13 protein-coding genes are annotated in these 26,050 nt (G+C 52.5%); 6 read left to right on the top strand and 7 right to left on the bottom strand.

The genetic code is table 11. The annotated features are described in order from the left end of the window. Window positions 1–2,765, bottom strand: a 2,765-nt coding sequence (locus DZC79_RS07725; protein WP_449452782.1) for an Ig-like domain-containing protein, incomplete at its 3' end; no start/stop codon positions are given. A 477-nt stretch (window positions 2,766–3,242) separates the two neighbouring features. Here DZC79_RS07725 and smc point away from each other — a divergent pair. Then, complete coding sequence (gene smc, locus DZC79_RS07715) at window positions 3,243–6,773, top strand: chromosome segregation protein SMC (RefSeq protein ID WP_118950973.1); 3,531 nt, start codon at window positions 3,243–3,245, stop codon at window positions 6,771–6,773. A gap of 400 nt (window positions 6,774–7,173) precedes the next feature. Here the strand turns inward: smc and DZC79_RS07710 are convergent, their stop codons facing one another. Then, complete coding sequence (locus DZC79_RS07710) at window positions 7,174–7,860, bottom strand: NUDIX hydrolase (protein ID WP_118950972.1); 687 nt, start codon at window positions 7,858–7,860, stop codon at window positions 7,174–7,176. A gap of 52 nt (window positions 7,861–7,912) precedes the next feature. Between DZC79_RS07710 and DZC79_RS07705 the strand changes: the two genes are divergently transcribed. Further along, on the top strand, window positions 7,913–8,335 hold the full coding sequence (locus tag DZC79_RS07705) for a helix-turn-helix domain-containing protein (RefSeq protein ID WP_118950971.1): 423 nt from the start codon (window positions 7,913–7,915) through the stop codon (window positions 8,333–8,335). A gap of 123 nt (window positions 8,336–8,458) precedes the next feature. Here the strand turns inward: DZC79_RS07705 and recQ are convergent, their stop codons facing one another. Both recQ and gcvT read right to left on the bottom strand, forming a co-directional pair. Continuing rightward, entirely contained in the window at window positions 8,459–10,693 is a 2,235-nt protein-coding gene (gene recQ, locus DZC79_RS07700; RefSeq protein ID WP_118950970.1) for a DNA helicase RecQ, read from the bottom strand. Window positions 10,694–10,965: 272 nt separating this feature from the next. Further along, the gene (gene gcvT / locus DZC79_RS07695) at window positions 10,966–12,054 is read right to left on the bottom strand and encodes a glycine cleavage system aminomethyltransferase GcvT (RefSeq protein ID WP_118950969.1); all 1,089 of its coding nucleotides are present in this window, start codon (window positions 12,052–12,054) and stop codon (window positions 10,966–10,968) included. 191 nt (window positions 12,055–12,245) lie between these two features. On the opposite strand from gcvT, the gene DZC79_RS07685 reads away from it, so the two are divergent. The 3 genes from DZC79_RS07685 (at window position 12,246) to DZC79_RS07675 (ending at window position 15,399) form a co-directional block, all read left to right on the top strand. Then, window positions 12,246–13,265 carry a VWA domain-containing protein gene (locus DZC79_RS07685; protein ID WP_118950967.1) on the top strand — a complete coding sequence of 340 codons (1,020 nt, stop codon included), beginning with the start codon at window positions 12,246–12,248 and terminating at the stop codon, window positions 13,263–13,265. After that, a complete protein-coding gene (locus DZC79_RS07680) occupies window positions 13,262–14,059 on the top strand; it encodes a tetratricopeptide repeat protein (RefSeq protein ID WP_118950966.1) in 798 nt (265 codons plus the stop codon). The genes DZC79_RS07685 and DZC79_RS07680 overlap by 4 nt, the downstream gene beginning before the upstream one ends. 170 nt (window positions 14,060–14,229) lie before the next feature. Then, complete coding sequence (locus DZC79_RS07675; protein WP_118950965.1) at window positions 14,230–15,399, top strand: hypothetical protein; 1,170 nt, start codon at window positions 14,230–14,232, stop codon at window positions 15,397–15,399. An 80-nt stretch (window positions 15,400–15,479) separates the two neighbouring features. Here DZC79_RS07675 and carB read toward each other — a convergent pair whose 3' ends face one another. The 3 genes from carB to DZC79_RS07660 form a co-directional block, all read right to left on the bottom strand. After that, complete coding sequence (gene carB, locus DZC79_RS07670; protein WP_118950964.1) at window positions 15,480–17,141, bottom strand: carbamoyl-phosphate synthase large subunit; 1,662 nt, start codon at window positions 17,139–17,141, stop codon at window positions 15,480–15,482. Between the two features lie 203 nt (window positions 17,142–17,344). Continuing rightward, window positions 17,345–18,772, bottom strand: coding sequence for a T9SS type A sorting domain-containing protein (locus DZC79_RS07665; protein ID WP_118950963.1), 1,428 nt, complete (start codon window positions 18,770–18,772; stop codon window positions 17,345–17,347). 155 nt (window positions 18,773–18,927) lie between these two features. Next, window positions 18,928–19,632 carry a ComF family protein gene (locus DZC79_RS07660; protein WP_118950962.1) on the bottom strand — a complete coding sequence of 235 codons (705 nt, stop codon included), beginning with the start codon at window positions 19,630–19,632 and terminating at the stop codon, window positions 18,928–18,930. Between the two features lie 278 nt (window positions 19,633–19,910). On the opposite strand from DZC79_RS07660, the gene DZC79_RS07655 reads away from it, so the two are divergent. Beyond that, entirely contained in the window at window positions 19,911–25,904 is a 5,994-nt protein-coding gene (locus DZC79_RS07655; RefSeq protein WP_198666813.1) for an alpha-2-macroglobulin family protein, read from the top strand. Window positions 25,905–26,050 lie beyond the last annotated feature (146 nt).

Below are 26,050 nucleotides of genomic sequence, written 5' to 3'. Positions count from 1 at the left end.
AAGGTATAGGTACCGGTAGCGGTATTGCTTACTGTAGCCGGGCTCCAGGTGCCGGTAATGCCGTTATTGGATGTTGCAGGCAGCACGGGAGCGGTAGCGCCGGAACAGATCGGGGCTATGGCCGCAAAGGCGGGTGTTACCTGGGGGCTCACCGTGAAGGTCAGGGTAACGATACTGTCACAGCCTACTGCATTCGGCTGGGTATGGGTATAGGTGCCGGAGGCGGTGAGGCTCTGCCCGTTCCAGGGGTAAGGCAGCTGCGTCTCGCAGACCGTAACCGTTTGCGTGGTATGGATCGTAGGATTTACGGTAAACGTCAGGGTTACGGTGCTGTCGCAGCCATTCACATTAGCCTGGGTATGGGTATAGGTGCCCGCTGCTGTAAGGCTCTGCCCGTTCCAGGGATAAGGCAGCTGCGTCTCGCAGACCGTAATCGTTTGCGTGGTATTGATCGTGGGATTTACCGTTACCGTTAATGTTGCGGTTGTGGCACACTGGCCGGCATTGGGGGTAAAGGTATAGGTACCGGTGACTGTATTGCTTACTGTAGCCGGGCTCCAGGTACCGGTAATGCCATTGGTCGAGGTCGCGGGCAGCACGGGAGCGGTAGCGCCGGAACAGATCGGGGCTATGGTCGCAAAAGCGGGTGTTACCTGGGGGCTCACCGTGAAGGTCAGGGTAACGATACTGTCACAGCCTACTGCATTCGGCTGGGTATGGGTATAGGTGCAGGAGGCGGTGAGGCTCTGCCCGTTCCAGGGGTAAGGCAGCTGCGTCTCGCAGACCGTAACCGTTTGCGTGGTATGGATCGTAGGATTTACGGTAAACGTCAGGGTTACGGTGCTGTCGCAGCCATTCACATTAGCCTGGGTATGGGTATAGGTGCCCGCTGCTGTAAGGCTTTGCCCGTTCCAGGGATAAGGCAGCTGCGTCTCGCAGACCGTAATCGTTTGCGTGGTATTGATCGTGGGATTTACCGTTACCGTCAATGTCGTTATTGTGGCGCACTGGCCGGCATTAGGGGTAAAGGTATAGGTACCGGTGACTGTATTGCTTACTGTAGCCGGGCTCCAGGTACCGGTAATGCCATTGGTCGAGGTCGCGGGCAGCACGGGAGCGGTAGCGCCGGAACAGATCGGGGCTATGGCCGCAAAGGCGGGTGTTACCTGCGGGCTCACGGTAAGATTCAGCGTCGTCGTGGAATCACAACCACCTGAAGAGGTCGTGGTGAAACTATAGCTTCCGCTGGCAGAATAGGTGGTCCCGTTGAAGGTAACGTTTCCTCCCTGGCATATTGCCTGATCTATATTGACCTGTATCGTAGTACCGACCGTCATCGTCAGGGTCACTACCGAGTCGCAGCCGTTGGCAGCTGTAAAGGTCTCCGCATAGGTGCCGGCAGCAGTGATCGTTTGGCTACCGAAGGGATAAGTGCCACCGGGACAGATCTGTGCTGTCGTCGTATTATGCTGCACAGCATTTACCTCGACGACGATGGGTGTACGCGGACTTTCGCAACCATTAGCTGTCTGGCTTACATACCAGGTAGTATTACCGGGCGCGGTGGTAGAAGGCGTGGGTGCTGCTGCGCTACCGGTACCGCCGGCAGCTGCAGTATACCATAGGAGGCCGGTACCGGCAGCGGTAAGGGCTGTCGCTGCTGCACCCTGGCAATACGTTACGGGACTGACTACAGCGGGGGCAGTTGGCGGTAGCGTTCTTACCAGCAGCACCGAATCCGTATTGCTCAGCGCAATTCCTGAGCAAGCGGTATAGTTGGCTCTGATATAATACTGTGCGGATGTTCCACCAACGCAAATATTATTAAAGGAGGTGGTAAGCACACCGGCAGAAGCTGCAGAAGACACACCTGTGGCAATCACGGCCTGGCTCGAATCCAGCAACTGTACGCTGTTGAGCAAAGAAGGGCCGTTGGGGATAAAGCGCCACGCTTCGCTGCTGGCGGTAGTTGTGGTCCACACTGTTGCATTACGTCCCGGCGCGGCAATTGCCTGGTTACAGGCCAGGTTCTGGACGCCTATGGTCGCCACACCGCAGTTCCAACCGGAGCAAACCGGCTTCTTCTGTATGTACATTTCGATCACATTCGTGTTCTCGTACAGCACGCATTGAAAAGTCGAGCTGGTGCTGATACAGGAAAACTGCGGGATATTACGCCAGTTCACCACCAGCCTGCGGCAAGGCGCCGTACCGATGAGCGCAAATTCGATCCCTTTATCCGCCGGACCTACCACCGTCGGATCAATATCATGAAAACAGGCGAAGATGGCGTTGCGTGGAAAAGGGCTTTGCGTGGTCGGAATTGTATAGGGTGTTGCCCACCATGAGCACATCGAATAACCGCTGGCATTGCCCGCATAGCTTACATCGAAGCTGATCGTACCATTGGCACCTACAACAACCTGGTTATATTGCCCGCCATAAAAGCAAAAGGTGAACGGCAGGTTGATCACACCTGAATACACATCATCCTGATTCACGAGAATGGGCGTGGCTCCGGGTACCTGGAACTGCTCATGACCGGCATAGGGAATGGAATTGACCAGGTAAGCATTAGGTGCATCGACTGTCTGCCGGATGTCGGGATAGGTAGCCGTCAGGGTTGTACATTCTGTGCTATCAGAACAGGGAAAAGTAATCTGCGGAGCACCCGATATCTCTACATCAGGACACTGAGCCGACTGCCCCCACAGTAGCACCGGCAAAACACTCCATAAAAACAAACAGGATAAAGCTTTTGACATAGGCATTCAATTTTAGCATATTTTATGAATATGTTATCTGAATAGACAGCTCCCCTATATCCGGCAAATCGCTTGCGGGATACGCACTAAAACAGGATCGATACATCAGGAGAAAGGATTAGGAACAGCAAGCACGCGTAACAGCCGACGGAGGCTATACGGGCTCATTTGTAATCCGGCATTGGTTGGTGGTTTTGGAATGATCTTTGCCCTGGTTAATGAACCCGGGAAAGACCGGCATTCGACGATCCCATTTGGAAAAATCTATATGCCATACAATTTTACTCATTTTATATACGTAAGCAACGTTAATTAATGCAAACACTAAAATCGCCATGGGTAATTCATGAAAAATCAATTTCGTATATACAAACAAGAAAAGAAAGCCCCCATATAAGCTCATTTTATCAAATAATCGCCGGCGGGGAATACATATCCCACCCTTTTCGTATTTTTGACACCCTTAAAAAAATAGCTTTGCGCTTAAAATCTCTGGAAATAAAAGGATTCAAATCCTTCGCCGACAAGACACAGGTATTGCTCGACAACCCGATAACCGGTATTGTAGGTCCCAATGGTTGCGGCAAGTCCAATATTATCGATGCCATCCGCTGGGTGATCGGCGAGCACAAGATCAAATCCCTGCGCTCCGACAACCTCGAAGACCTGGTGTTCAACGGCTCCCGGAGCCGCTCCGCTTCAGGTATGGCCGAAGTGTCGCTGACCTTTGAAAATACACGCAATCTCCTGCCTACAGAATTTACTACGGTAACCATTACCCGTAAATTCTATAAAAGCGGGGAAAGCGAATACCGGCTTAACGATGTGACCTGCCGCCTTAAGGATATTCACAACCTCTTCCTCGACACCGGTGTCAGCAACGACTCTTACGCCATCATCGAGCTGGGTATGGTCGACGATATCATCAAGGATAAGGAAGGCAGCCGTCGTCGTATGCTGGAACAGGCCGCTGGTATTTCTATTTACAAAACCAGGAAGAAGGAAGCCAAGCAGAAGCTGGATGCTACGCTGCAGGATATTGCCCGTATCGACGACCTGCTGTTTGAGATCGGCAACAACCTGAGAACCCTGGAAAGCCAGGCCCGCAAAGCGGAACGTTATTTCCAGATCAAAGGCGAGTACAAAGAGGTGAGCATTGAGCTGGCCAAAGCCTCGCTGGAAGAGTTTAATGGGAAATACCAGGATCTGAACACGCAGCACGATATCGAGCACGATAAAAAGCTGAAGATAGAGACTGAGATTGCCGGCGATGAAGCCGAGATCGAAGCCAACAAGGTGAAGCTGGTACAAAAAGAGCAGGAGCTGAACGGACTGCAAAAGCAGTTCAATGAGCTGGTGAACCGCATCCGTTCGCTCGAAAGTGAAAAGAAGCTCGCTGCACAAAGGCTCGACCATCTCCAGGACCGGGAAAAGAACCTCAACCAATTCCTGCTGAACGCCGACCAGCAAGGCAAGCAGCTGAACGAATCGATTGCCTTCGCAGGGAAACAGATCGCGCTCGAACAGGAAGCCATCGAAGAGCTGAAAGAGCAGCTGGAAAATCTGAAAGATACACTGGAAGATAAGCGCGAACATTTTGACCGTAAACGGCAGGAGCTGGAGCAGCAGCGCAATCACCTGCAGCAATTCCAGCGCCGGCAGTTTGATGCGGAAAAGAAGGTGGCTGTAGCCGACACTTCGGTAATGAACCTGCAACGCTCTATTCACCAGGTGCAGGAAGAGAAGGCGCAACGCAACGCCCAGGTCGACCAGCTGCGCCGTGAAAAGGAAGATACAGAAGAGCAGGCACAGCAGAAGCAGGACGAGCTGCAGGCGCTGCTTACGCGCCATGAAGAAATCAAGAACAAGATATTACAGGGACAGGAACAGCTGGAAAACCTGCGCGCCCAATCGGTAGAGCAGAACCGGAAGCTGGATGCCCGCCGCAATGAGCATGACCTGCTGAAGTCGCTGGTCGACAGCCTCGAAGGTTATCCCGACAGTATCAAATTCCTGAAGAAGAATAAAGATTGGGACAGCGATGCTCCGCTGCTCTCCGATGTATTCGTGGTAAAAGATGAATACCGTACTGCCCTGGAAAATGTACTGGACAGCTATCTCAACTATTACGTGGTAGAAGATGTAGCTGAAGCCGCCCGGGCTGTACAGCTACTCGACACCCATAAAAAGGGAAAGGCCAATTTCTTTCTCCTGAACCAGTTCAATGGTAAGTCCGGGAAAGAGACACAGCCACAGGAAGGGCTTACCCCGGCGCTGAGCGTGGTGACCGTAGATCCGCAATACCAGGCGCTCGCCGACCATCTGCTCGGGCATGTTTATATAGCAGAGCAGGAGGCCGCGCTGACAGGGGCTGACGTGCACAACGGTAATGTGCTGATCGAAAAAAGCGGCAGGACCTTAAGAGGGAAGTATACCCTGGGCGGCGGCAGCATAGGCCTGTTTGAAGGCAACAAGATCGGACGCGCCAAGAACCTGGAACGCCTGGCCACCGAAATCGAAGAGCTGAGCCAATCGACCGCCTCGCTGAAGCAGCAGATCAGCGAAACGCAGGTGATGATCACAGGCTTCAACCAGGAGCTGAACGATAAAGCGATCGAGCAGAGCCGCAACGAGATCAACCGTCTCAACAACCAGTCCATCAACCTTACGCACCGGATCGAGCATCTCGAGCACCTCAACGGCTCAGGTGAGAAACGCCTGCAGGACCTGGAAGAGCAGCTGGCCGATACCCAGGACAATATCAGCGGTACCAGGGGCGAGCTCGACGAGATCACAGGTCAGCTGGAAAGCCTGCAGGACGCCATCCGCAAGGCTTCGGAAGAATTTGCTATGGTGGAGCAGGATTTCAATATGGCGCAGCAGCAGCACAACAACCAGAACCTTCAATATACCCGGCAGCAAAGCAAGATCGAGAACCTGAAGCAGGAGCTGAACTTCCGCAACAACCAGCTGAGCGACCTGGAAAAGCAGATCGACAGCAATAAGGAGCAGCTGAAAGAAACTGCCTTGCTCATCAGCGAAACCAGCGGCAAGCTGCACTTTGGCGACAACGAGCTTTATGAGCTGCTGCAGAAAAAAGAGACGGATGAAAAAGCGCTGAGCGAAAAGGACCGTACCTACTATGAAATGCGCAACGCCATCAGCGAGCACGAAAGCAAGATCAGCCGACAACGCAGGGAAAAAGAGCAGGCCGAGACCCTGCTCAACGGTATCCGCGAAAAGCTGAACGAAATGAAGCTGCAGGTAGCCGGCATGAAAGAACGGCTGAGCGTGGAATTCAAAGTAGACCTCGAAGCCATTCTGGAAGAGCCCCGCAAGAATGACATGACCGTGGAGGAACTGAACAGCGAAGCCGAGCGCATGAAGAAACGGCTCGAAAACATGGGCGAGGTCAATCCCACCGCGATAGAAGCGTACAGCGAGATCAAGGTGCGTCACGATTTTATCGTCGACCAGAAATCCGACCTGATGGAAGCACACGATACACTGCTGGCCACCATCGAAGAAGTGGAGAACACGGCCAACAGCAAGTTCCGGGAAACCTTTGACGCTGTGCGCACCAATTTCCAGCAGGTATTCAAGGCCCTGTTTACTGAAGAAGATACAGCCGACCTGAAGCTTACCGATCCCGACAATATTGCCGACAGTGGCATCGAAATCTATGCCCAGCCCAAGGGCAAACGGCCCAGCACTTTGACGCAGCTTTCAGGTGGGGAGAAGACGCTGACCTCAACAGCATTTCTTTTTGCTATTTATCTCATCAAGCCGGCGCCCTTCTGTATCCTCGATGAGGTGGACGCCCCGCTGGACGATGCCAACGTAGGCAAGTTCACGCAGATGATCCGCCGCTTCAGCGACAATTCGCAGTTCATCATCGTTACGCATAACAAGCAAACGATGGCTGCTGTCGACGTGATCTATGGCGTCACCATGCAGGAAGCTGGTGTGAGCAAGCTGGTACCCGTCGATTTCAGGAGCCTGAATTAGACAGAAAATATAATGGTACTGCTGCAGAGAGAGGCTACTCCCGAAGAGTAGCCTCTTGCTTTTTCCCCAAGCATGCAATGGGGATCTCCTTGCGTCGCCATGAAGAAGGACCGCTTATAGCTATCCGCGTTATAAGGCTCCATAGGAGCCGAACGTTTGTAGCGCCAGCATGAACAAACATAAATTGCTCCGTGGAGCAAAACCAGGGTTGCTAAGAAGAAGATCTGCATCCAGCCGCCGTTCAGGCCGTTGCACGTCCCGACCGGCCTGGCCGTGCCGGTGCGGTACAAACTCACCCATAAGTACTGAAGCGTTCCATCCTCCGGGTTCTGAACCGATGCTTCGCATTTCATCAGGACATACCTATATTGTATCCTCAACTTTTATGTTTGACCCATGATTACTTTGCGGCGTTAAGTGTCCTCCATTCTTCCACGATGGCTTCAAGCTCGGACAGGATCATAGCGGTAGCGCCCCATATGAATTGTACATCGTCCATCATATAAGCGATCGTATGAATGACGATATTGAGCCCGGAGGCTTTTACATCGACCATTTCTTTCCTGGAGAAGAGCGAGGATAGCGGCAGGCGCAGGATGCGCGCAACTTCTGCTTCAGAAGCGATCAGCTTGGGCTCCTCTTCCATGAAAGCAAGCACAGGCGTGACCTCAAAATTGCTGACCGGGATATACAGGCAGGACAGCTGCCCCATCACCGTTACCTTATTGGCATTGAGCGCTACCTCTTCGGCTGCTTCCCGCAAGGCCGTATCGATAATGGTGGCATCGGTATCTTCCTTGCGACCGCCGGGCAAGGCAATCTGGCCGCTATGTACGCCGCCATCGGCGCTGCGCTCGATCAATACTAGGCGCAGATCGCTCCCATCGGGATAGAGCAGCAACAGCACGCCGCTCTTACGCGCATGCGACGGTGCTTCATGTCCATCGGGACGGTTGACATTCATCATTCTCTTCTGCGCCTCATAACCGGGCAAAGGCCAGGCCAGGCGCTCCTGCAGCCATGGGATAAATCCTTTCCATTGATCCATATACTGCGAAGATAAAGGCAATTGGAACAACATATCCATGTTTAAGGCGTTTGATGGATTACGTTTTTTCGATAAATCTTATATTTGTCGTATGAGCACAAATCCAAACGAGAAACATATACATCAGGGACGAAACATCAAACGCTTTCGCGAAATACTGGGCATCAAGCAGGAGGCTATCGCTATGGAGCTGGGCGATGACTGGACGCAGAAGAAGGTATTGCAGTTAGAGGCTAAAGAAACGATAGAGCCCGCCCTGCTGCAACAGATGGCCGCTATATTGAAGATCCCTGTAGCGGCTATTGAAAATATGGACGATGAAGGTGCGATCAATATTATCTCCAGCACATTCAATGCTGATAATTCTTCCGTTGGCTTTTCTGTCCATACCGAAATTAATACTGCGGAAAAGTGGCTGGAAACCTTGGAAGAAAATAAAAAGCTTTATGAGCGCTTATTGCAATCAGAGCGGGAAAAAGTAGAGATGCTGGAAAAATTGATAAGGGAGAAGTAAAATTGCAATAAGTTTCCTTCTGCGTAGATATGTTGCATGCAACGTATCTACACACAACCAGGATATCAACGACAAAGCCAGCTCTTGAAAAGCTGGCTTTGTCGTTATGCGTATATCTGTTCTTTAATTTCCGTACTCGCTCAAAAACTTAATGCGCATCAGCTGCAATTGCTCTATGCTCACGTCGCGGTCGCGGAACTCTTCAAAAGCTTCCTCCAGGTCGTCGTCCGTCGCAGCGCGGAAATAGTCAAAGATATCTTCCTGCTCATGCTCGTCCAGTTCTTCATCCAGGCAATAACCCAGGTTGAGCTTGGTACCGCTGGCTACGATGCCTTCCATAGCTGCCAGCAGGTCGGCAACAGAGATATCTTTGTTACGCGCAATCGCTTCGAGCGGTATTTTCTTATCGATGTTCTGGATGATGTACACCTTCAGCGCGCCTTTGTTGGCCACGGTTTTCATTACAAAATCATCCGGCTTTTCGATGTCGTTCTCCTCAACATATTTGGCGATCAGGTCGACAAACTTGCGTCCGAATTTCAGCGCCTTGCCCTTGCTCACACCTTGTATCTTCTCCAGCTCTTCCATTGTTGTAGGATAGCTGAGGGCCATATCTTCCAGCGAGTTTTCCAGGAAGATCACAAAGGGCGGCAGGTTCTTTTCCCTGGCCACCTGCTTGCGCAGCTCGACCAGCATTTCCAGCAGGGCCGGATCAGCGGCCGCTGTGCCGCCGGCGTTGGTTTCCTCATCATCTTCTCCCGTATCCAGGTCTCGGTACTGATGGTTTAGCGCCACTTTGATAGAGAAGGGCTTTTTGAGGAATTTACGGCCGTTGTCGGTGATCTTCAGCAGGCCGTATTCTTCAATATCCTTGCGGATAAAGTCTTCCAGCATCATCTGCCGGATGAGCGACTGCCAGAAGGTGTCGTCCATTTCCATGATAAGACCCGCGCCGAAGGACTTCAGCTTATCGTGCTTGAAAGTCTTGATCTGGGGATTGTTCTTGCCCAGCACCAGGTCGACAATATAATTGATGCCGAAACGTTCGTCCAGCTCGTTGATGGCGTCCAGCACGATCTTCACGCTGTCTTTCACGTCCAGCTTCTCTTTGGGGTGGCAGCAGTTGTCGCAGTTGCCACAGTTCTCGATACGGTCGATCTCTCCGAAGTAATGCAGCAGCTGGCGGCGGCGGCAGGCGCCGCTTTCCACGTAGGCTACTGTTTCGGTGATCAGCTGGGCGCCCATTTCCCGTTCGCTCAGCGGCTTGTCGCGCATGAGGTGCTCCAGCTTTTGTACATCTTTGTAAGAATAATACAGGATACACTTGCTGTTACCGCCGTCGCGACCGGCACGGCCCGTCTCCTGGTAATAATTTTCCAGCGATTTCGGAATGTTGTAGTGCATGACGAAACGCACATCGGGCTTGTCGATGCCCATGCCGAAGGCGATGGTCGCCACGATCACCTCTACATCGTCTTTCAGGAACTGGTCCTGGCGTTGCGCGCGGGTAGTGGCATCCAGGCCGGCATGGTAAGCCACCGCCTTGATACCGTTGGCGCCCAGCATTCCGGCCAGCTCTTCAGTCGTTTTGCGGTTCAGGGTATAGATAATACCGCTCTTGCCTTTTACCTGGGAGATGTAGCGTACCATATGCTTCAGCACCTGTGCCTTCGAAGTCTTGGGTACTACTTCATAATACAGGTTGGGCCGGTTGAAGGAAGCTACAAAAGTAGCGGGCTCTTTCAGCTCCAGGTTCTTGACTATGTCATCCTGGACCTTGGGCGTAGCCGTAGCCGTCAATGCAATGATCGGCAGGTTGGGATTGATCTCACTGATCATATCGCGCAGCTTGCGGTACTCGGGCCGGAAATCGTGCCCCCATTCCGAGATACAGTGCGCTTCATCTACGGCAACAAAGGAAATATTAATATCGGAGAAGAAGTCGATATTCTCTTTTTTGGTCAGCGTTTCGGGCGCTACGTACAGCATCTTGGTCTTACCCTCGCTGAGATCGGCCTTTACTTTACGCTGTTGTACGCGGCTGAGGCTGGAATTGAGAAAATGAGCCACATTATCATCGTCGCTATAGCCCCTGATAAGGTCTACCTGGTTTTTCATCAGCGCGATGAGCGGCGAAACGATCAGCGCCACCCCTTCGCTGATGAGGGCCGGCAGTTGGTAACACAGGGACTTACCTCCCCCTGTAGGCATAATGACAAAAGTATCTTTTCCGTTCAGAATACTCTTAATGATCTGTTCCTGCTCTCCTTTAAAACCGTCAAAGCCAAAATACTTTTGCAATTCTTTCTTGAGATTCGGGCCTCCCTTGGTCTTTGTTTTTGCTACGGTTGTTTCCATAAATGGATCATTATTTCAATATAATCAAAGAAATTTCGCATCGCACCTGCTGTTTCAGAGGGACATTTTCAAAAATGGATGCGAATTTACGAAGGTTAAAGTAAATAACACGGCCGAGATATGCAAGTTTTCATTATTTTTCCTATAACCGGCACCGGATACAGCCTATCTTTATAAAGATAACGGTTTCCGGCTATACGCCGGAAACCGTTACATAATTTATCCTGCAAAATCCCCCGCTAATTCACCCTCAGGGCTTCGGGAAAGCTATCTTACTTCAGGAAAGGCATTTTCACCACAACAGCCTTCAGCGCCTTATCTCTTACAGACACCCATACTTCGGAGCCTTCACCGGCAAAAGCCTTCTCCACGTAAGCCATAGCGATAGCCTTGCCCAGGCTGGGCGCCTGCGTACCCGAGGTCACATAGCCGATCTCGCGGCCTTCTGCATCCTGCAGCTTATAGCCATGGCGGGGAATACCTTTATCTTCCATTTCGATACCCACCAGCTTGCGTTGAACACCTTCCGCCTTCTGTTTTTCCAGGATGTCTTTGGCCGTAAAGTCTTTGGTGAACTTGGTGATCCAGCCGAGACCTGCTTCCAGGGGAGAAGTCGCATCGTCGATATCGTTGCCGTACAGGCAGAAACCCTTTTCCAGGCGCAGGGTATCCCTGGCGCCCAGGCCGATAGGCTTCAGCCCTTTCGGTCCGCCAATACGAAAGACCTCTTCCCATACCTTTTGCGCATTGCCGTCTTTGTCTTCAAAGTAGATCTCGATACCACCGCTGCCGGTATAGCCCGTAGCGCTGATGATCACGTTATCCACGCCGGCAAAAGTGCCTTTGGCAAAGGTGTAGTATTTCAGGTTGACCAGGTCGACGTCGGTCAGCTCCTGCATGTATTCTACCGCCTTGGGTCCCTGTATGGCCAGCAGGGCTGTTTTGTCCGAAATGTTGTGCATCTCCACGCCTTCGGTATTGTGGCTGCTGATCCAGTTCCAGTCCTTTTCGATATTGGACGCATTGACCACCAGCATATAGCTGGCATTTTCTTCCAGGCAATAAACGATCAGGTCGTCCACGATGCCGCCTTCTTCATTGGGCAGGCAGGAGTACTGCGCTTTCCCGGCGGTAAGCTTGGCAGCATCATTGCTGGTTACCCGCTGGATCAGGTCCAGGGCTTTGGGTCCCTTCAATATAAATTCACCCATATGGCTCACATCGAACACCCCGGCATTATTGCGTACCGTAGCGTGTTCATCATTGATGCCTGTATAGGAAATAGGCATGTTGTAGCCGGCAAACTCGGCCATCTTTGCGCCCAGCGCAATGTGTTGCTGTGTAAATGGTGTATTTTTCATTATTGTTTTTTTCTGGTTCCGCCGCTGCGGAAAAGCGCCCAAAAATAGGATTAAGTGCGCATATTATGGCCGGTGTTAAAAAAATCCACAATAACTTTTTGTTCAAATTCGTTTATTTGCAGAGCTTTATTTTTGTCTGTAACCTGTTGTTCAGTGCTCTGTTGCAGCGCTGGCATACCTGAGAGACCGATATGTTCCGTTTTCAGCACATAGAAGCCCTATGGGCTCTTTTATTGATTCCCCTGGCTATTGCCCTCTATATTGCTTACCTGCAGTGGCGCGTCAGCCGCCTGCGCAAGCTGGGCGACCCCGCGCTTACCCGCAATCTGCTGGCCGGAAGGATCAATGGCCGCAGCACCACTAAGTTTGTACTGCTGACTGCTGCCCTTGGCCTGGCAGTCGTGGGCCTGGCCAACCTGCAGCGTGGCGCGCAAACAGAGAAAGCCCAGCGCAAAGGCGTCGATGTTTTCTTCGCGCTGGATGTGAGCCGTTCCATGCTGGCCAAAGATGTTCAGCCCGACCGGCTTACCCGCGCCAAGCAGCTCATCAGCCGCATGATGGATAAGATGACCAACGACCGTGTAGGCCTGGTCGTTTTCGCCGGCAAATCTTACCTGCAGGTACCACTTACTATCGATTACAGCGCTGCCAAGATGCTGCTGGAGACCGTAACACCCGACGTGGTACCCACCCAGGGCACAGTGCTGTCGGAAGCCATCTCACTGGCTGATGAATCGTTTAGCCAGAAAGAGAAAAAATACAAGACCATCGTCCTGATCTCCGATGGAGAAGACCACGACGAGAAAGCGCTGGATGCCGCAAAGAAGGCCGCCGAGCAAGGCGCGGTGATCCACGCGATCGGTATCGGTTCGCCACAGGGCGCGCCGATCATCGATGCAGCTACAGGCCAGCAAAAGCTGGACGAGAACGGGCAACCCGTGATCACCAAGCTGAATGAAGAAGAGCTGAAGTCGCTGGCCGGGGCCACAGGAGGTTCCTATACCCTGCTCAGCAATACCAATAAGACGGCCGATGAGCTGGTAGGTATTATCGACGAAATGGAAGGAAAAAATTATGGCAGCGTGCTGTTTACCGATTATTTCAGCTACTTCCAGTATTTCATTGGAGCAGCCCTGCTGCTGCTGATCGCCGAATGGCTGCTCCCGGCGGCAGCTGCTTTAAGAAAACAATTTGAGACCAGGAAAGCATGAGGAAATTATTGATCATTTTATTGCTCACTGCAAGCTGCGGCCTTAAGGCGCAGGCCCAGGCACCTGTGAAGCGGCAGAATGTACGGCCCGAGCTGCGTAAGGGCAACCAGCTGTACCGCGAGCAAAAATACAAAGAAGCGCAAGGGGCTTATCTGTCCGCATTACAGAAAGATCCGACTTCTTATACCGGCATGTTCAATATCGGCGATGCGCTGTACAAGTCAAAGCAATATGAGAACGCCCGCCAGGCCATGACCGCCAGCGCAAAAGCCACTACGGACAAGAAAGAACAGGCCAGGGCCTACCATAATGTGGGCAACACTTTTATGGAAGAAAAAAAATGGGAAGATGCCATCAACGCCTATAAGCAATCGCTCCGGCTCGACCCCACCGACGCCGATACCAAGTATAACCTTGCCTATGCCAATGCTATGCTGAAAAAGAACGGCGGCAAGGATAACAAGGACAATAAAGACAAGAATAAAGACAACAAAGACAATAAGGATAACAAAGACAATAAGGATCAAAACAAGGACAATAAAGACAACAAAGATCAGAATAAGGATAAGCAGGATAAAAAAGACCAGGATAAAAAAGAGGGGGATGATAAGGATAAGCAGGACCAGGGCGACAAAGACAAGCAGGAGCAGCAGCGTCCCCAGGGCCAGCCCAGCAAGCTGAGCCAGCAACAGGCGGAAAACCTGCTGAACGCGCTTCGCCAGGAAGAAAAGAAGCTGCAGGACAAAAAAGAGAAAGGCAAAGGTGTGCCGGTCAAGCTGGATAAAGACTGGTAGCTTTTATGCGCGATATACCGGAGCGCCGTCCCTGGCAGGGACGGCGTTTTTTTGTGATACCGCCGGGCCACCGTTAATGTAAGCCAGTCGTTATTGACGGGAGTTTAGCAAAACCCGGCCTCACCTCTCCGGGCCTGCTTTTGTCTTTCTGAGTAACCAATAATCCACTGATGAAATCAATCTTACTCCGGACCTTGCTGCTTTCCTGCCTGGCCGGCCACACATTTACCCTCAACGCCGGACAACCCGGGTTCCTTATTGCAAAAGGCCTGCGCGGAATTCCCGACAGCAATGCCAGGGAACTGCTGTATCGCTCGCTCGACGGTTTCCTGCAGCAGAAAGAAGGAGACAATGCCCGCAATACCTATATATGGCAGCCCGAGTTGGCAGCCACTTCCCTGCTGCTCGACGAAATGAAAGGCATCGGCTACCACAACAGCCTTAAAGTGCAGGACTTCTACAAAGCAAAGCTGACGAATGTCGTTGCCCTGAACGATCATGAATACCTGCTGCAGCTTGCTTACGAGGCGGTCGTCGATGACCAGGCCGTACAAAGGGCAGCCTTCCGGCTCATCGCCAGGAAACAGCGGGACGGCTACCTTTTCTATGCCCCGCTCCGTCGCCATACCCTGGGCTGGAAACAGCACAGGGAACAAGGTGTGCTCTTTTATTATAAGGATACGATCAACCTGGCTAAGGCCCGCGCATACAGCGATTACAATGACCGCTACCTGGGAAAGCTGAGCAAGCCGCAGCAAACGACGCTGTATTGCTGCGATGATTTCCCCGAAGCCCTGCAGCTTTGCGGAGTCGACTACAAGGCCGCCTATAACGGCTACAGGCGGAATACCCTTTCCACATTTGAACAGGGGCAGAACCTTATGCTCAACGGAACGCTGACCAGCGATTTCAACACATTTGATCCGCACGATATGTGGCACGACAAGCTGCGTACGGTACTGCCGGCGGCAAAGATCAACCGTGCCGTGGATGAGGGCTGTGCTTACCTATACGGCGGCAGCTGGGGGCTAAGCTGGGATTCGGTAAAATACCTGTTTAAAGCCTATGTCCGGGCGCATCCTCAGGCCGATTGGCTGCAGCTGTATCTTAACAGCAGCGACTTCCGGAGCGGCAATGAACCGCTGAAAGTCGCGTACTTCATCAATGCGCTCATCGTACAGCAGATAGAACAAGAGCGGGGCTTTCCCGCAGTGATGAAGCTATTGTCCTGCGGCAAGAGGGAGGACGACGACAATTATTTTGCGGCGCTGGAGCCGCTTACCGGGATCAGCAAACGCAACTTCAACAGCCGTATCGGGGAGCTGATCCGACGGCTGTAACAGAAACCGGCAAAAGGTGATATAAAAACAATCGCCTCCACTGGCCGTGGAGGCGATTGACAATAAGGTTTTAGAAGGGATCAGCTGGATTGTGATGCCGTTTCAAAAGTGCTGTAGAAGTAAGGCGTTCTGGCTTCAAACTCCGCGCTGCAGGTATCCACCATTTTGAAAACGCGGGTGATGCCTGCCGCCTTCCTTTTCTCATATACTTCTTCTGCGGTGCAGTCTTTGACCAGCTCTGCGATCTGCTCGTCGCTGAAGCCCATTTGCTTGGCCTCTTTCAGCAGGTCTACCGGCAGCTTGTCCAGGTGCTGGTAAGCTTGTATCTTTTGTTCCAGGGCGACAAGGTCCTGTATCTGGTAAAGGAACCAGCGGTCGATCTGTGTCAGCTCTCTTATGGTTTTAATGGAAATACCAGCCTGCAGCGCCTCCTTGATACGGAAAATACGGTCCCAGGTAGGGCGCTTCAGGTAGTCTATCAGCTCTTCGGGACGCATCTGGCTACGGCTGATGGAGGTCAGACCTGTGGCGTTGTTTTCGAGGCTCTGGCAGGCCTTCTGCAAAGCTTCGGGGAACGTACGGCCGATGGCCATCACCTCTCCTACCGATTTCATCTGGAGGCCGAGCGTGTCGTCGGCGCCTTTGAACTTGTCGAAATTCCAGCGCGGCATTTTAACGATCACGTAGTCCAGCGCCGGTTCAAAATAAGCGGAAGTCGTTTGCGTGATCTGGTTTTTCAGCTCATCAAGCGTATAGCCGATCGCCAGCTTGGCGGCCACTTTGGCAATGGGGTACCCCGTCGCTTTGGAAGCCAGGGCCGAAGAACGGCTTACCCTCGGATTGATCTCGATCGCGATGATCTCTTCGGTTTCGGGATTCAGCGCAAACTGGACATTACAGCCACCTGCGAAATTACCGAGATTGCGCATCATGTCGATAGCCGTATTGCGCATCAGCTGGAATGCCGTATCGCTCAGGGTCATTGCCGGCGCCACCGTGATGCTGTCGCCCGTATGAATGCCCATGGGATCAAAATTTTCTACTGTGCAGATAATGACCACGTTGTCGTTGACATCGCGCAGCAGCTCCAGTTCAAATTCCTTCCAGCCCAGAACAGCCTTTTCCACCAGCACCTCGTGAATGGGAGAAGCCTTTAAGCCTGCTTCCAGAGCGGGCTCCAGCTCTTCTTTGGATTTAACGAAGCCACCGCCGGTACCTCCCAGCGTAAACGAAGGCCGTATCACCAGCGGGATGCCGATCTCCTGGGCATACTCCTTGCCTTCCAGCATAGAATTGGCTACGCGGGCCGGAGCCACCGGGATATTCATTTCCAGCATCCAGTTGCGGAACAGGTCGCGGTCTTCCGCCTTATCGATGGCCTTGATGTCGACTCCGATCAGGCGCACTTTATATTTTTCCCACAAGCCCAGCTCTTCCACTTCCTTGGCCAGGTTAAGCGCTGTCTGGCCGCCCATTGTCGGCAATACAGCGTCGATCTCGTTCTCCTCCAGTATCTGCTCTATGCTTTCAGCTGTAAGGGGCAGCAGGTATACGCGATCGGCAACCAGCGGATCTGTCATAATAGTCGCCGGGTTGGAGTTGATCAGGGTCACCTTGATCCCTTCTTCCCGGAGGCTGCGGGCTGCCTGGGAACCGGAGTAATCAAATTCACAGGCCTGGCCGATAACGATGGGGCCGGAGCCGATGATCAGTACAGATTTGATGGAAGTATCTAATGGCATTGCGTTGCGGTAAATTGTGGATAGACAATCAGGCGGCAGGGCGCCTGTACGGCCCGCAAAAGTAACTAAAATTTCTGAGAGCTGAAGGCGGATACGGAAGCGGCGGACAGAATTCTCCGGACGACCATTCCCGCCTGTATCAGAAGAAAACGCCCCGGAAACGGGGCGCTCTCTTCTTCTTTTGGGTTCGATATGCAAAAGGATTAACGTTTTATCATTTTAGTGCTCCAGGATTTACCTGCAGCATCCTGGATCAGCAGCACATAGCTGCCGTCGGCTACAACAGGAATGTCCAGCTTATTCTGTCCGGATTTCAGGACCATTTTACCGTGGAAAACTTTCTGCCCCATTATATTGACGAGGCGTACCGTTGCATCGCTCTGCTGACGGCCCTTCCAGTCAATATTGATCGTATTGGCAAAAGGATTGGGATATACCGTAAAGTCCTGGTTAGCCGACAGAGGCTTTACAGACGAAGTCTGATCGTCATACGTTTCATAGTAGAAACGGTAAGCCACGATTTCCACAGGCATATCGACGGGAGCAGCGAAGAGCGTTTCCGGATTACCATAGCTGTTGTAGGCGAACCGCAGTTTTCCTTCCTGAACCCAGGGCGAAGTATTACCCGACAGGGAATAGAAATGCACAGAATCGACCAGGCCTGCTGCATTGCGGAATAGCACCTGGCGATCTCCGTAGCTCAGTACATCTTCTTCATATTGGGTTGTTTCATAAAAGGTGAAATCTGCTACTCCGGGAGTATAGCCCAGACTATCTATGCTGTAAAGGGAAGCCACTCCGTTAATTTCATCAAAATCGTAATTCTTGATTGTAACTATCTTACCGCCGCTGTTGTAGGCAATATAGTAGCCTTGCCTTCTTACCGGAGCTGCTCCCTGAAGGTCCCAGTTAATAAAAGAATCCAGCTGGTTCGCTGCATTGTAATAGTATACATTCGCTTCCCGGGGAACGAGGTCGGTAAAGCCAAACCAGAAACTGTCCCGGGTTACCTGGGTAAAGGCACTGTTGTAGCTGAAACGCTGAAGCGACATAGTATCCCAGTCTGTCCCTACTTGCCGCATAGCATAAGTCGCAGTGATATGCCCCTGGGGATTATACACATTTACGGTTTTCGAAGCGGAAGTGCTTCCGGTGCTTCTGTATATTACGGAGTCTATCTTTTTATCTGCCCGGTAGAAGGCTTTCTCTGCACTAGTCATACCTGAATTGTCATACAGGATAATGCTGTCGGCAAGCACATCCATGCTGCCGGGAATACCCGGCAGCTGGAACATTGGAGCATAAACGCTGGTAAACCCTTCGCTATAGTTCAGCTCCTCCATGTTATAGCTATACCGCGAGCCATTAATGCCAGAGTAAGCATAACGGGTAGAGTCGATATGATTATTGTTAATTTCGGGATTAAGCGCCTGTGCAATCACTCTTTGCTTGATTGCTGTGGGCTTCTGTACGGCACTGGTTGCCGGTTGAGATTGTAACAGGCGGGCGGTCATACCGGCATTTCTGCGTTCGGACCTGTGACGGCCTAAAAGGACATCCAGCGAATGCTGCGCGCTGGCTTCTGCAATGCTCAACGCCGCTATTGACGCCAGTAATAAGGCTTTTTTCATCGTGGGATTCTTGTTTTTGTCTATTAAAGGATAATGGTTATTCAGGTTAAAAGCTTTGCTGCATACGCTATAGCGGCAGGAGAGCGATGGTAAATCTTTTCATGGTTATTCCCGGCGATGGGCTAACAATAAGCAAGACGATGCCGCAATTTCTTTTAATCGATAGCTAAGGCCAGGGTCGCTACACTGATCAGCACTTCGCCGGCTTTCTTCAGCTCCAGCGCACAGGCTTCAAGCGTGGCGCCGGTAGTCAGTACATCGTCGACCAGCAGAACGTGTTTGCCTGCAAGCAGCTCTGGTCGCTTCAGCCGGAAGGCCTCCTGTACATTCGTGATCCTTTCGGTCCGGCTCTTTCGCGTCTGTGTTGCCGTAGCCTGCTTCCTGACCAGCAACCTGTCCCATACCGGCATTCCCGATGCTTTCGCAATGCCTTCAGCAAAGAGGCCAGCCTGGTTATAGCCACGCTGGCGTACTTTTGACCAGTGTAAAGGAACGGGCACTATGGCATCGATAGTATCCAGCCAACCGGTTTTTTTCAGCTCTTCTCCCATCAGGCTCCCCAGGTATACGCCGATACTAGGACGGTTGCTGTATTTGAGTCGATGCAGCAAATGCTGCATCATGCCTTGTTTTGTAAAGTAGACGAAGGAAGTGGCCCGCTCAATGGGTGCCCTGCCCTTAAAATTTTGATAGGCCCGGTTCTCGGCTATGTGGTGGAATGCTGTGCGGGGCAATGCCAGGGCACAACTCAGGCATAATATGGCTTCATCGCCTTTGAGCTCGCTGCTGCAGTTTTCGCAGCACTGGGGGAAAAACAGCCGGTCAAGCCCCCACAGGCCTTGCTTTAGCCATGCTTTCATAAAATACGATTGAAAGGGTGAATGATAACATGAGCTACCCGAAAACAGGTAGCGGCAGGCATCAGCGGGTATGGATTGGCTTGGCCGGGATAAGCTATCCCCGATCAAAATTAAATAAATATAACAGGCTCTTGTGCATTCCCATCCGGAACAGCATCCTTATTTTGCTTTAATTTGCAATCATTCAAACAACATATAACACTATGTGGCAACGTGTTTCTATTGCATTCCTTATCCTTTGCTGTATCCCTGCAGCATTGTTCGCACAATCCCGCACGATGAAACAGCCCTATCAGAAAGAATGGGAAAAGGCCGACTCCCTGATGGACAAAGGCCTGCCGCAATCCGCGGCCGAAGTGATCAACAGGATACTGAAAGATGCCGAAAGCCGGCACGACGGTCCCAATACGATCAAAGCGCAACTCTACCTGATGAATACCAACCAGGATGACAATGCGGAAGCGACCAACATCAAAAAGGCGGAAGCTTACATCCAGGCGACAACTGGTCCGGAAAAGGCCCTCTGGCAAAGCATTACCGCCTCGCTTTACTGGCGCTATTTCCAGCGCAACCGCTGGCGTTTTTACCAACGCACGGCATTGGCAGAAACCCAGTCAGGCGACATCGACACCTGGGATGCCCCGGCTTTCTTCCGTAAGATTTCCGGCTTGTACCAGGAATCCATAGCCGGCAGGACCGCGCTGCAGGAGATACCTGTCGAAAAATATGCGCCCCTGCTGGTCGAAGGTGTCAACACCCGCAAGCTACGTCCCACCCTGTACGATCTGCTGATCTTCCGTGCCATCGCTTTTTTTGAAAATGACGAAAAAGAAGTGATCAATCCTGCCGGCCAGTTCCAGATCGAGGGACCGCTGTGGTTTGAAGATGCGGCGCGGTTTAGCGAAGTAAAAGTAAAGGTAAAAAATCCGGAATCGCTGCATTTCCAGGCCCTGCGCCTGTACCAGGAGGTTATCGCCTTCCATCTGAAAGATGCGCAGCCCGACGGCCTTATCGACGCCGACCTGCAGCGCCTGCGCTTTGTATACAGCAATTCGGCAAATGCCGATAAGGACAGCCTTTACCTGGCTGCCCTGCAGCGCCTGCGCCAGCGATACGAGGGCCGGCCGGCAGTGGCACAGGTAGCTTACCTGATCGCAGAGCGGCAAATGGGCGAACAGCCCGCCAGGCCTTATTACGGGAAAAGGATACCTGCGCCGGCAAAAAACAAACGCCCCGAACGCGATCTGCGCCGTATCAAGGCCGACCTGGAGCAGATTGTAGCGAAATACCCGAGCACAGAAGGAGCAATCAATGCCAGGAACCTGATCAATACCCTCGATGCCGTAAGCTTTTCCCTCAACATGGAGGAAGTCAGCCTGCCCGGCGAAGCCATGAGAGCCCTGATCCATTACAAGAACAGGAACAAGGTATACCTTAGTGTTTTTCGCGTGCCCAATGCCATCGAGAACCAGAATTATGAGCAGGAAGCCGTGCTGCTAAAACGGCTTGCAGGACTGAGTCCTGTAAAAAAATGGGAGCAGGCCTTGCCGGCATCCGAAGATATGGAGGAGCATAGTGCAGAGATCAGGGTCGATGAGCTGCCTGCCGGCGCCTATCTGCTGGTGGCCTCTTCGGAACCCGGCCTGAGCGGCGGCATTGTCAACGCGACACCGTTCAAAGTATCTGGGTTAAGCTTTATCCGGAAAGCAGACAAAGGCTATGTGCTGGATCGCAAAACCGGCTACCCCGTAGCCGGAGCAACCATCCGCTTCTGGGGCCAGCAATACAACAACAAGGCCAACCGCTATGAGGCGCGCGCCCTGGGTACAGCCAGGTCAACGGCCGACGGCAGTGTAGATCTCCCTGCAGAAGAAGGGAACTATGAACACTATGTCCGTGCGCTTACGCTGATCAAGGACAAAGACTCGCTCCAGCTGGGCGGCTACCTCAATGGAAGGGATCCTGATGACTTTACCCGGAATGCGGCGACCACAAGAAGCTTCTTCTTTACAGACCGGTCGATCTATCGCCCGGGTCAGACGATCTATTTCAAAGGCATATTGCTCGATGTCGGTCCCGGTGGACGTAAGGCTGGCGTAAGAAGCAAAACGCCTTCCGTAGTAACGCTCTATGATGCCAATGGACAGGTTGTGCAGTCGCTCAACCTGGTCAGTAACGAGTTTGGATCAGTTACCGGGAAATTTACAGTGCCCGAAGGGGGGCTGGCCGGCGAAATGCGCCTCGGCGATGGTAGCGGCAACGCTTCTTTCTCAGTGGAAGAATACAAGCGACCCAAGTTCCACGTCGATTTTGATACGCTCAAAGGAAGCTATGCGCTCAACCAGGAGGTTAAAGTAAAAGGCTATGCCAAAGCTTATGCGGGCAACAATATTGACGGCGCCACTGTAAAATACCGCATCGTGCGTGCTGCCCGGTTCCCGTATTTCTGGTGCTATTATATCTGGGGCAGGCCTTCCTCTCCTGAAATGGAAATTGCCAATGGCACTGCTGTCACAGATGCTGATGGTGCTTTCGAGCTTTCGTTCCAAACGATTCCCGATAAAATGGTCGATCCGCAATCCCTGCCGGTATTCACCTACCAGGTTTATGCAGACGTAACGGATGTGAACGGGGAGACAAGAAGCGGCTCAGTGGGTGTCAACGCCGGCTACCGTTCCCTGCAGGTCAGCGCTGTACTGGGCGAGGACAGCCGTCCGGCCGATCTCAAAAAAATAATGGTGCGTACCGAAAACCTGAACGGCATATTCGTTCCGGCCACAGTTAAGCTTTCCGTTGCGCAGCTGAAGTTCCCCGGCTTTTACCGCAAGCGGCTCTGGGACATGCCCGACCAGTTTGTAATGACCGAGCAGGAATTCAAAGCGGCCTTCCCGCAGGACGAATACAAGGAAGAAAGCAATTACCTGAACTGGGAAAAAGGCAAGGTATTGCATGAACAAACCTTTACCAGCACGGAAAAAGGAGAAGTGGCTTTGCCCGAAGAGACCTGGTATCAGAATGGCTGGTATGTGATCGAGCTCAGCACCAGGGATGCCCAGGGTAACGAGATCGTGGAAAAGAAATACACCCATGTATGGGCGCCCGGCAAGAAAGAGCCGGTGCAGAAGCCGCTGGTGATCTACACAGGAAAGAACAGCTACCAGCCGGGCGACGAGCTGGAGCTTTGGCATGCGACCGCAGCCGACAACCCTTACCTGATGGTGATCTCGGCCCGCGCCGGCGAACGCCTTACAGTCGACCCGGCGATGAATCCCTGGAGGCTGAAGCTGACGGAAGCCGATCGTGGCGGCCTGGCCTTCGCCTGGATCTATGTGTGCAACAACCGGGTTTACACTTCCGAAAGGACCGTAGATGTACCCTGGAGCAACAAAGAGCTGCAACTGGAATGGGCTACCCACAGGGACAAGCTGCAGCCGGGCGCTACCGAAGAATGGTCGCTGACCATTAAAGGACCAGGCAAAGAAAAAGTAGCAGCGGAGATGGTAGCGGGTCTGTATGATGCTTCGCTAGACGCTTTCAGGCCCCATGGCTGGGAACGCGGTGGCATCTTCCCCAATGCTTATCTGCCCGACAGCTGGCAAAGCAATTTCGGCTTTGCGCTCAGCGGTTCGCGCCAGCTGCGCTATCCCCAGGGTAATAGCTACCAATCCTACGAAAAAAGATACGACCAGCTTATCGGGGATCAGATGCGGCCAGGCGGTTATGGCAATTTATACTACGACACGAGAACATTAAGCAGGAACATGACGATGGAGGACCGTGCAGCGGAGCCTGTTGCCGAAATGGCGGCCGGTGCGCCGGCACCTGGTGCCACAGATAAAGTAGCTACCCGCATGAGAAAAACGGAAGAAGCAAAAGCGTCTTCCGCAGAGCAGCAAAACGCGAAGGCGCCTGGCGATGCCCCGGTGCCGGTACGTTCCAACCTGCAGGAAACGGCTTTCTTTTTCCCGCAGCTGGCTACAGATGCGGAAGGCAATGTAAAGATCAAGTTTACGCTGCCCGAAGCGCTTACCGAATGGAAGCTGATGGCCCTGGCCCATACCAAAGAATGGCAGACCGGCTACCTGGAAGGTAAAGTGAAAACCCAGAAGGACCTGATGGTAATGCCCAACCTGCCCCGCTTCCTGCGCCAGAACGACGAGCTGGTGATCAGCACCAAGATCAGCAACCTGAGCAGCAATGCGCTGAACGGGGAGGCCCGCCTGGAGATCCTGGATGCCGCCACGCTGCAGCCGCTCGACCTGCCCTTCCGCCTGAAAGAGCAAAAGCAAAGCTTTTCAGCAGCAACAGGGCAAAGCACTACAGCAAGCTGGACCGTACACATACCAGAGAGCCGCTATACGCCTGTGGTGCTGCGCATCACAGCCAGAGCCGGCAACTTTACCGATGGTGAAGAAAATACGCTGCCGGTGATCACCAACCGTACGTTGGTTACCGAGACTCTGCCGCTGCCGGTACGGGGCAACCAGGAAAAGACCTTCACCCTGGACAAGCTGCTGAACCAGAACAGCAGCACCCTGGCCAACCACGCGCTTACCGTTGAATTTACCGGCAATCCGGCATGGTACGCCGTACAGGCATTACCCTACCTGATGGAATATCCCTACGAGTGCGCCGAGCAGACTTTCAACCGGTATTATGCCAATGCCCTGGCGGGTCATATTGCAGGCCAATCGCCTAAGGTGGCGCAGATCTTTGAAAGCTGGAGAACAAAAGATACTGCGGCTTTGCTTTCCAACCTGAATAAAAACCAGGAGCTGAAATCGGCCCTGCTGGAGGAAACCCCCTGGGTACTGGAAGCCAATAACGAAACGGAGCAGAAACACCGCATTGCGCTGCTGTTCCAGACCCATCAGCTGGCCAAAGAGCTCCGCCGCAACCTGGATAAGCTGAAGCAGATGCAGCTGGGCGATGGCGGCTTCCCCTGGTTTAAGGGTATGCCCAACGACCGGTACATTACACAATACATCGTTACCGGCCTGGCCCGGCTGAAGCACCTGGGAGTGGGATCAGCAGCGGATAAGGATGCCTCGGACATCGTTGAAAAAGCGCTGCCTTACCTGGACCGCAGGCTGAAGGAAGATTACGATGAGCTGGTCCGCAACAAGGCTAAACTGAGCGAGCAGCAGATCGGCTATACCCAGGTACAATACCTGTATATGCGTAGCTTCTATGGCAATAAGAATATACCGGCTGGTTCGCAAAAGGCATTTGATTACTACAGGAAACAAGCAGCGCAGTACTGGAACCGTTTCAATCCTTACCTGAAAGGGCAGATCGCGCTGGCGCTGCACCGCTTCGACGAGAAGCAGACCGCTGCGCAGGTGATGGCCTCCCTGAAGGAAACATCGACCAATAAGGAAGAGATGGGCATGTACTGGGCATCTATGCCATCCGGCTACTGGTGGTACGAAGCGCCGGTAGAAAGCCAGTCCCTGCTGATCGAAGCCTTTGCAGAAGTGAGCAAAGACCCGGTATCTGTAGACGCGATGAAAGTATGGCTGCTGAAGCAAAAGCAGACCCAGAACTGGAAAACCACCAAGGCCACTGCCGACGCCTGCTATGCCCTGCTGCTGGAAGGCAGCGACTGGCTTAGCGCCGAGCCCGTGGTCACCATTAACCTGGGCAGTGAAACCATACGCTCTGCCGAAATCAAGACGGAAGCGGGTACCGGCTATTTCAAGAAGCGGTATCCCGGCCAGGAAGTGAAGAACAATATGGGGACCATTAAAGTAAAAGTGGACAACCAGCAGGGTACCAACACCGGTGTCAGCTGGGGCGCCGTATACTGGCAGTACTTTGAAGACCTGGACAAGATCAGCGCTGCGGCTACACCGCTCAGCATCAAAAAGCAGCTGTTTATCGAACGCAATACCGATCGTGGTCCGGTGCTCACCGAGATCAAAGCCGGCAATGAGCTGCAGGTGGGCGACAAGGTAAAGGTGCGCATCGAGCTGAGGGCCGACCGCGATATGGAGTATGTACATATGAAAGACATGCGCGCCGCCTGCATGGAACCCGTCAATGTATTGAGCAGCTACAAGTACCAGGGTGGCCTGGGCTATTATGAAAGTACCCGTGATGTAGCAACGAATTTCTTCTTCGACTACCTGCGCAAAGGCACCTATGTCTTCGAATACCCTGTATTCGTATCGGCCAAAGGTGATTTCAGCAATGGCATCACTACGATACAATGTATGTATGCTCCCGAATTCAGCAGCCACAGCGAAGGGATCAGGGTGAAAGTGAAATAAGGACGGCTTACCTCCGAAGACAATATTTCTTAGGACAGAGAGCGGCTTCGACAATGAGGCCGCTCTTTTGGTTGTCTATCGTCGTATAATGATTGTCAATGTCTTCATTGTCACTTTTAATTTAAAATTCCTGTTACTTTAACCCT

This window comes from Taibaiella helva (assembly GCF_003545695.1).
Taxonomy (GTDB): Bacteria; Bacteroidota; Bacteroidia; order Chitinophagales; family Chitinophagaceae; genus Taibaiella; species Taibaiella helva.
This window is presented reverse-complemented; position numbering and strand designations above follow the sequence as displayed.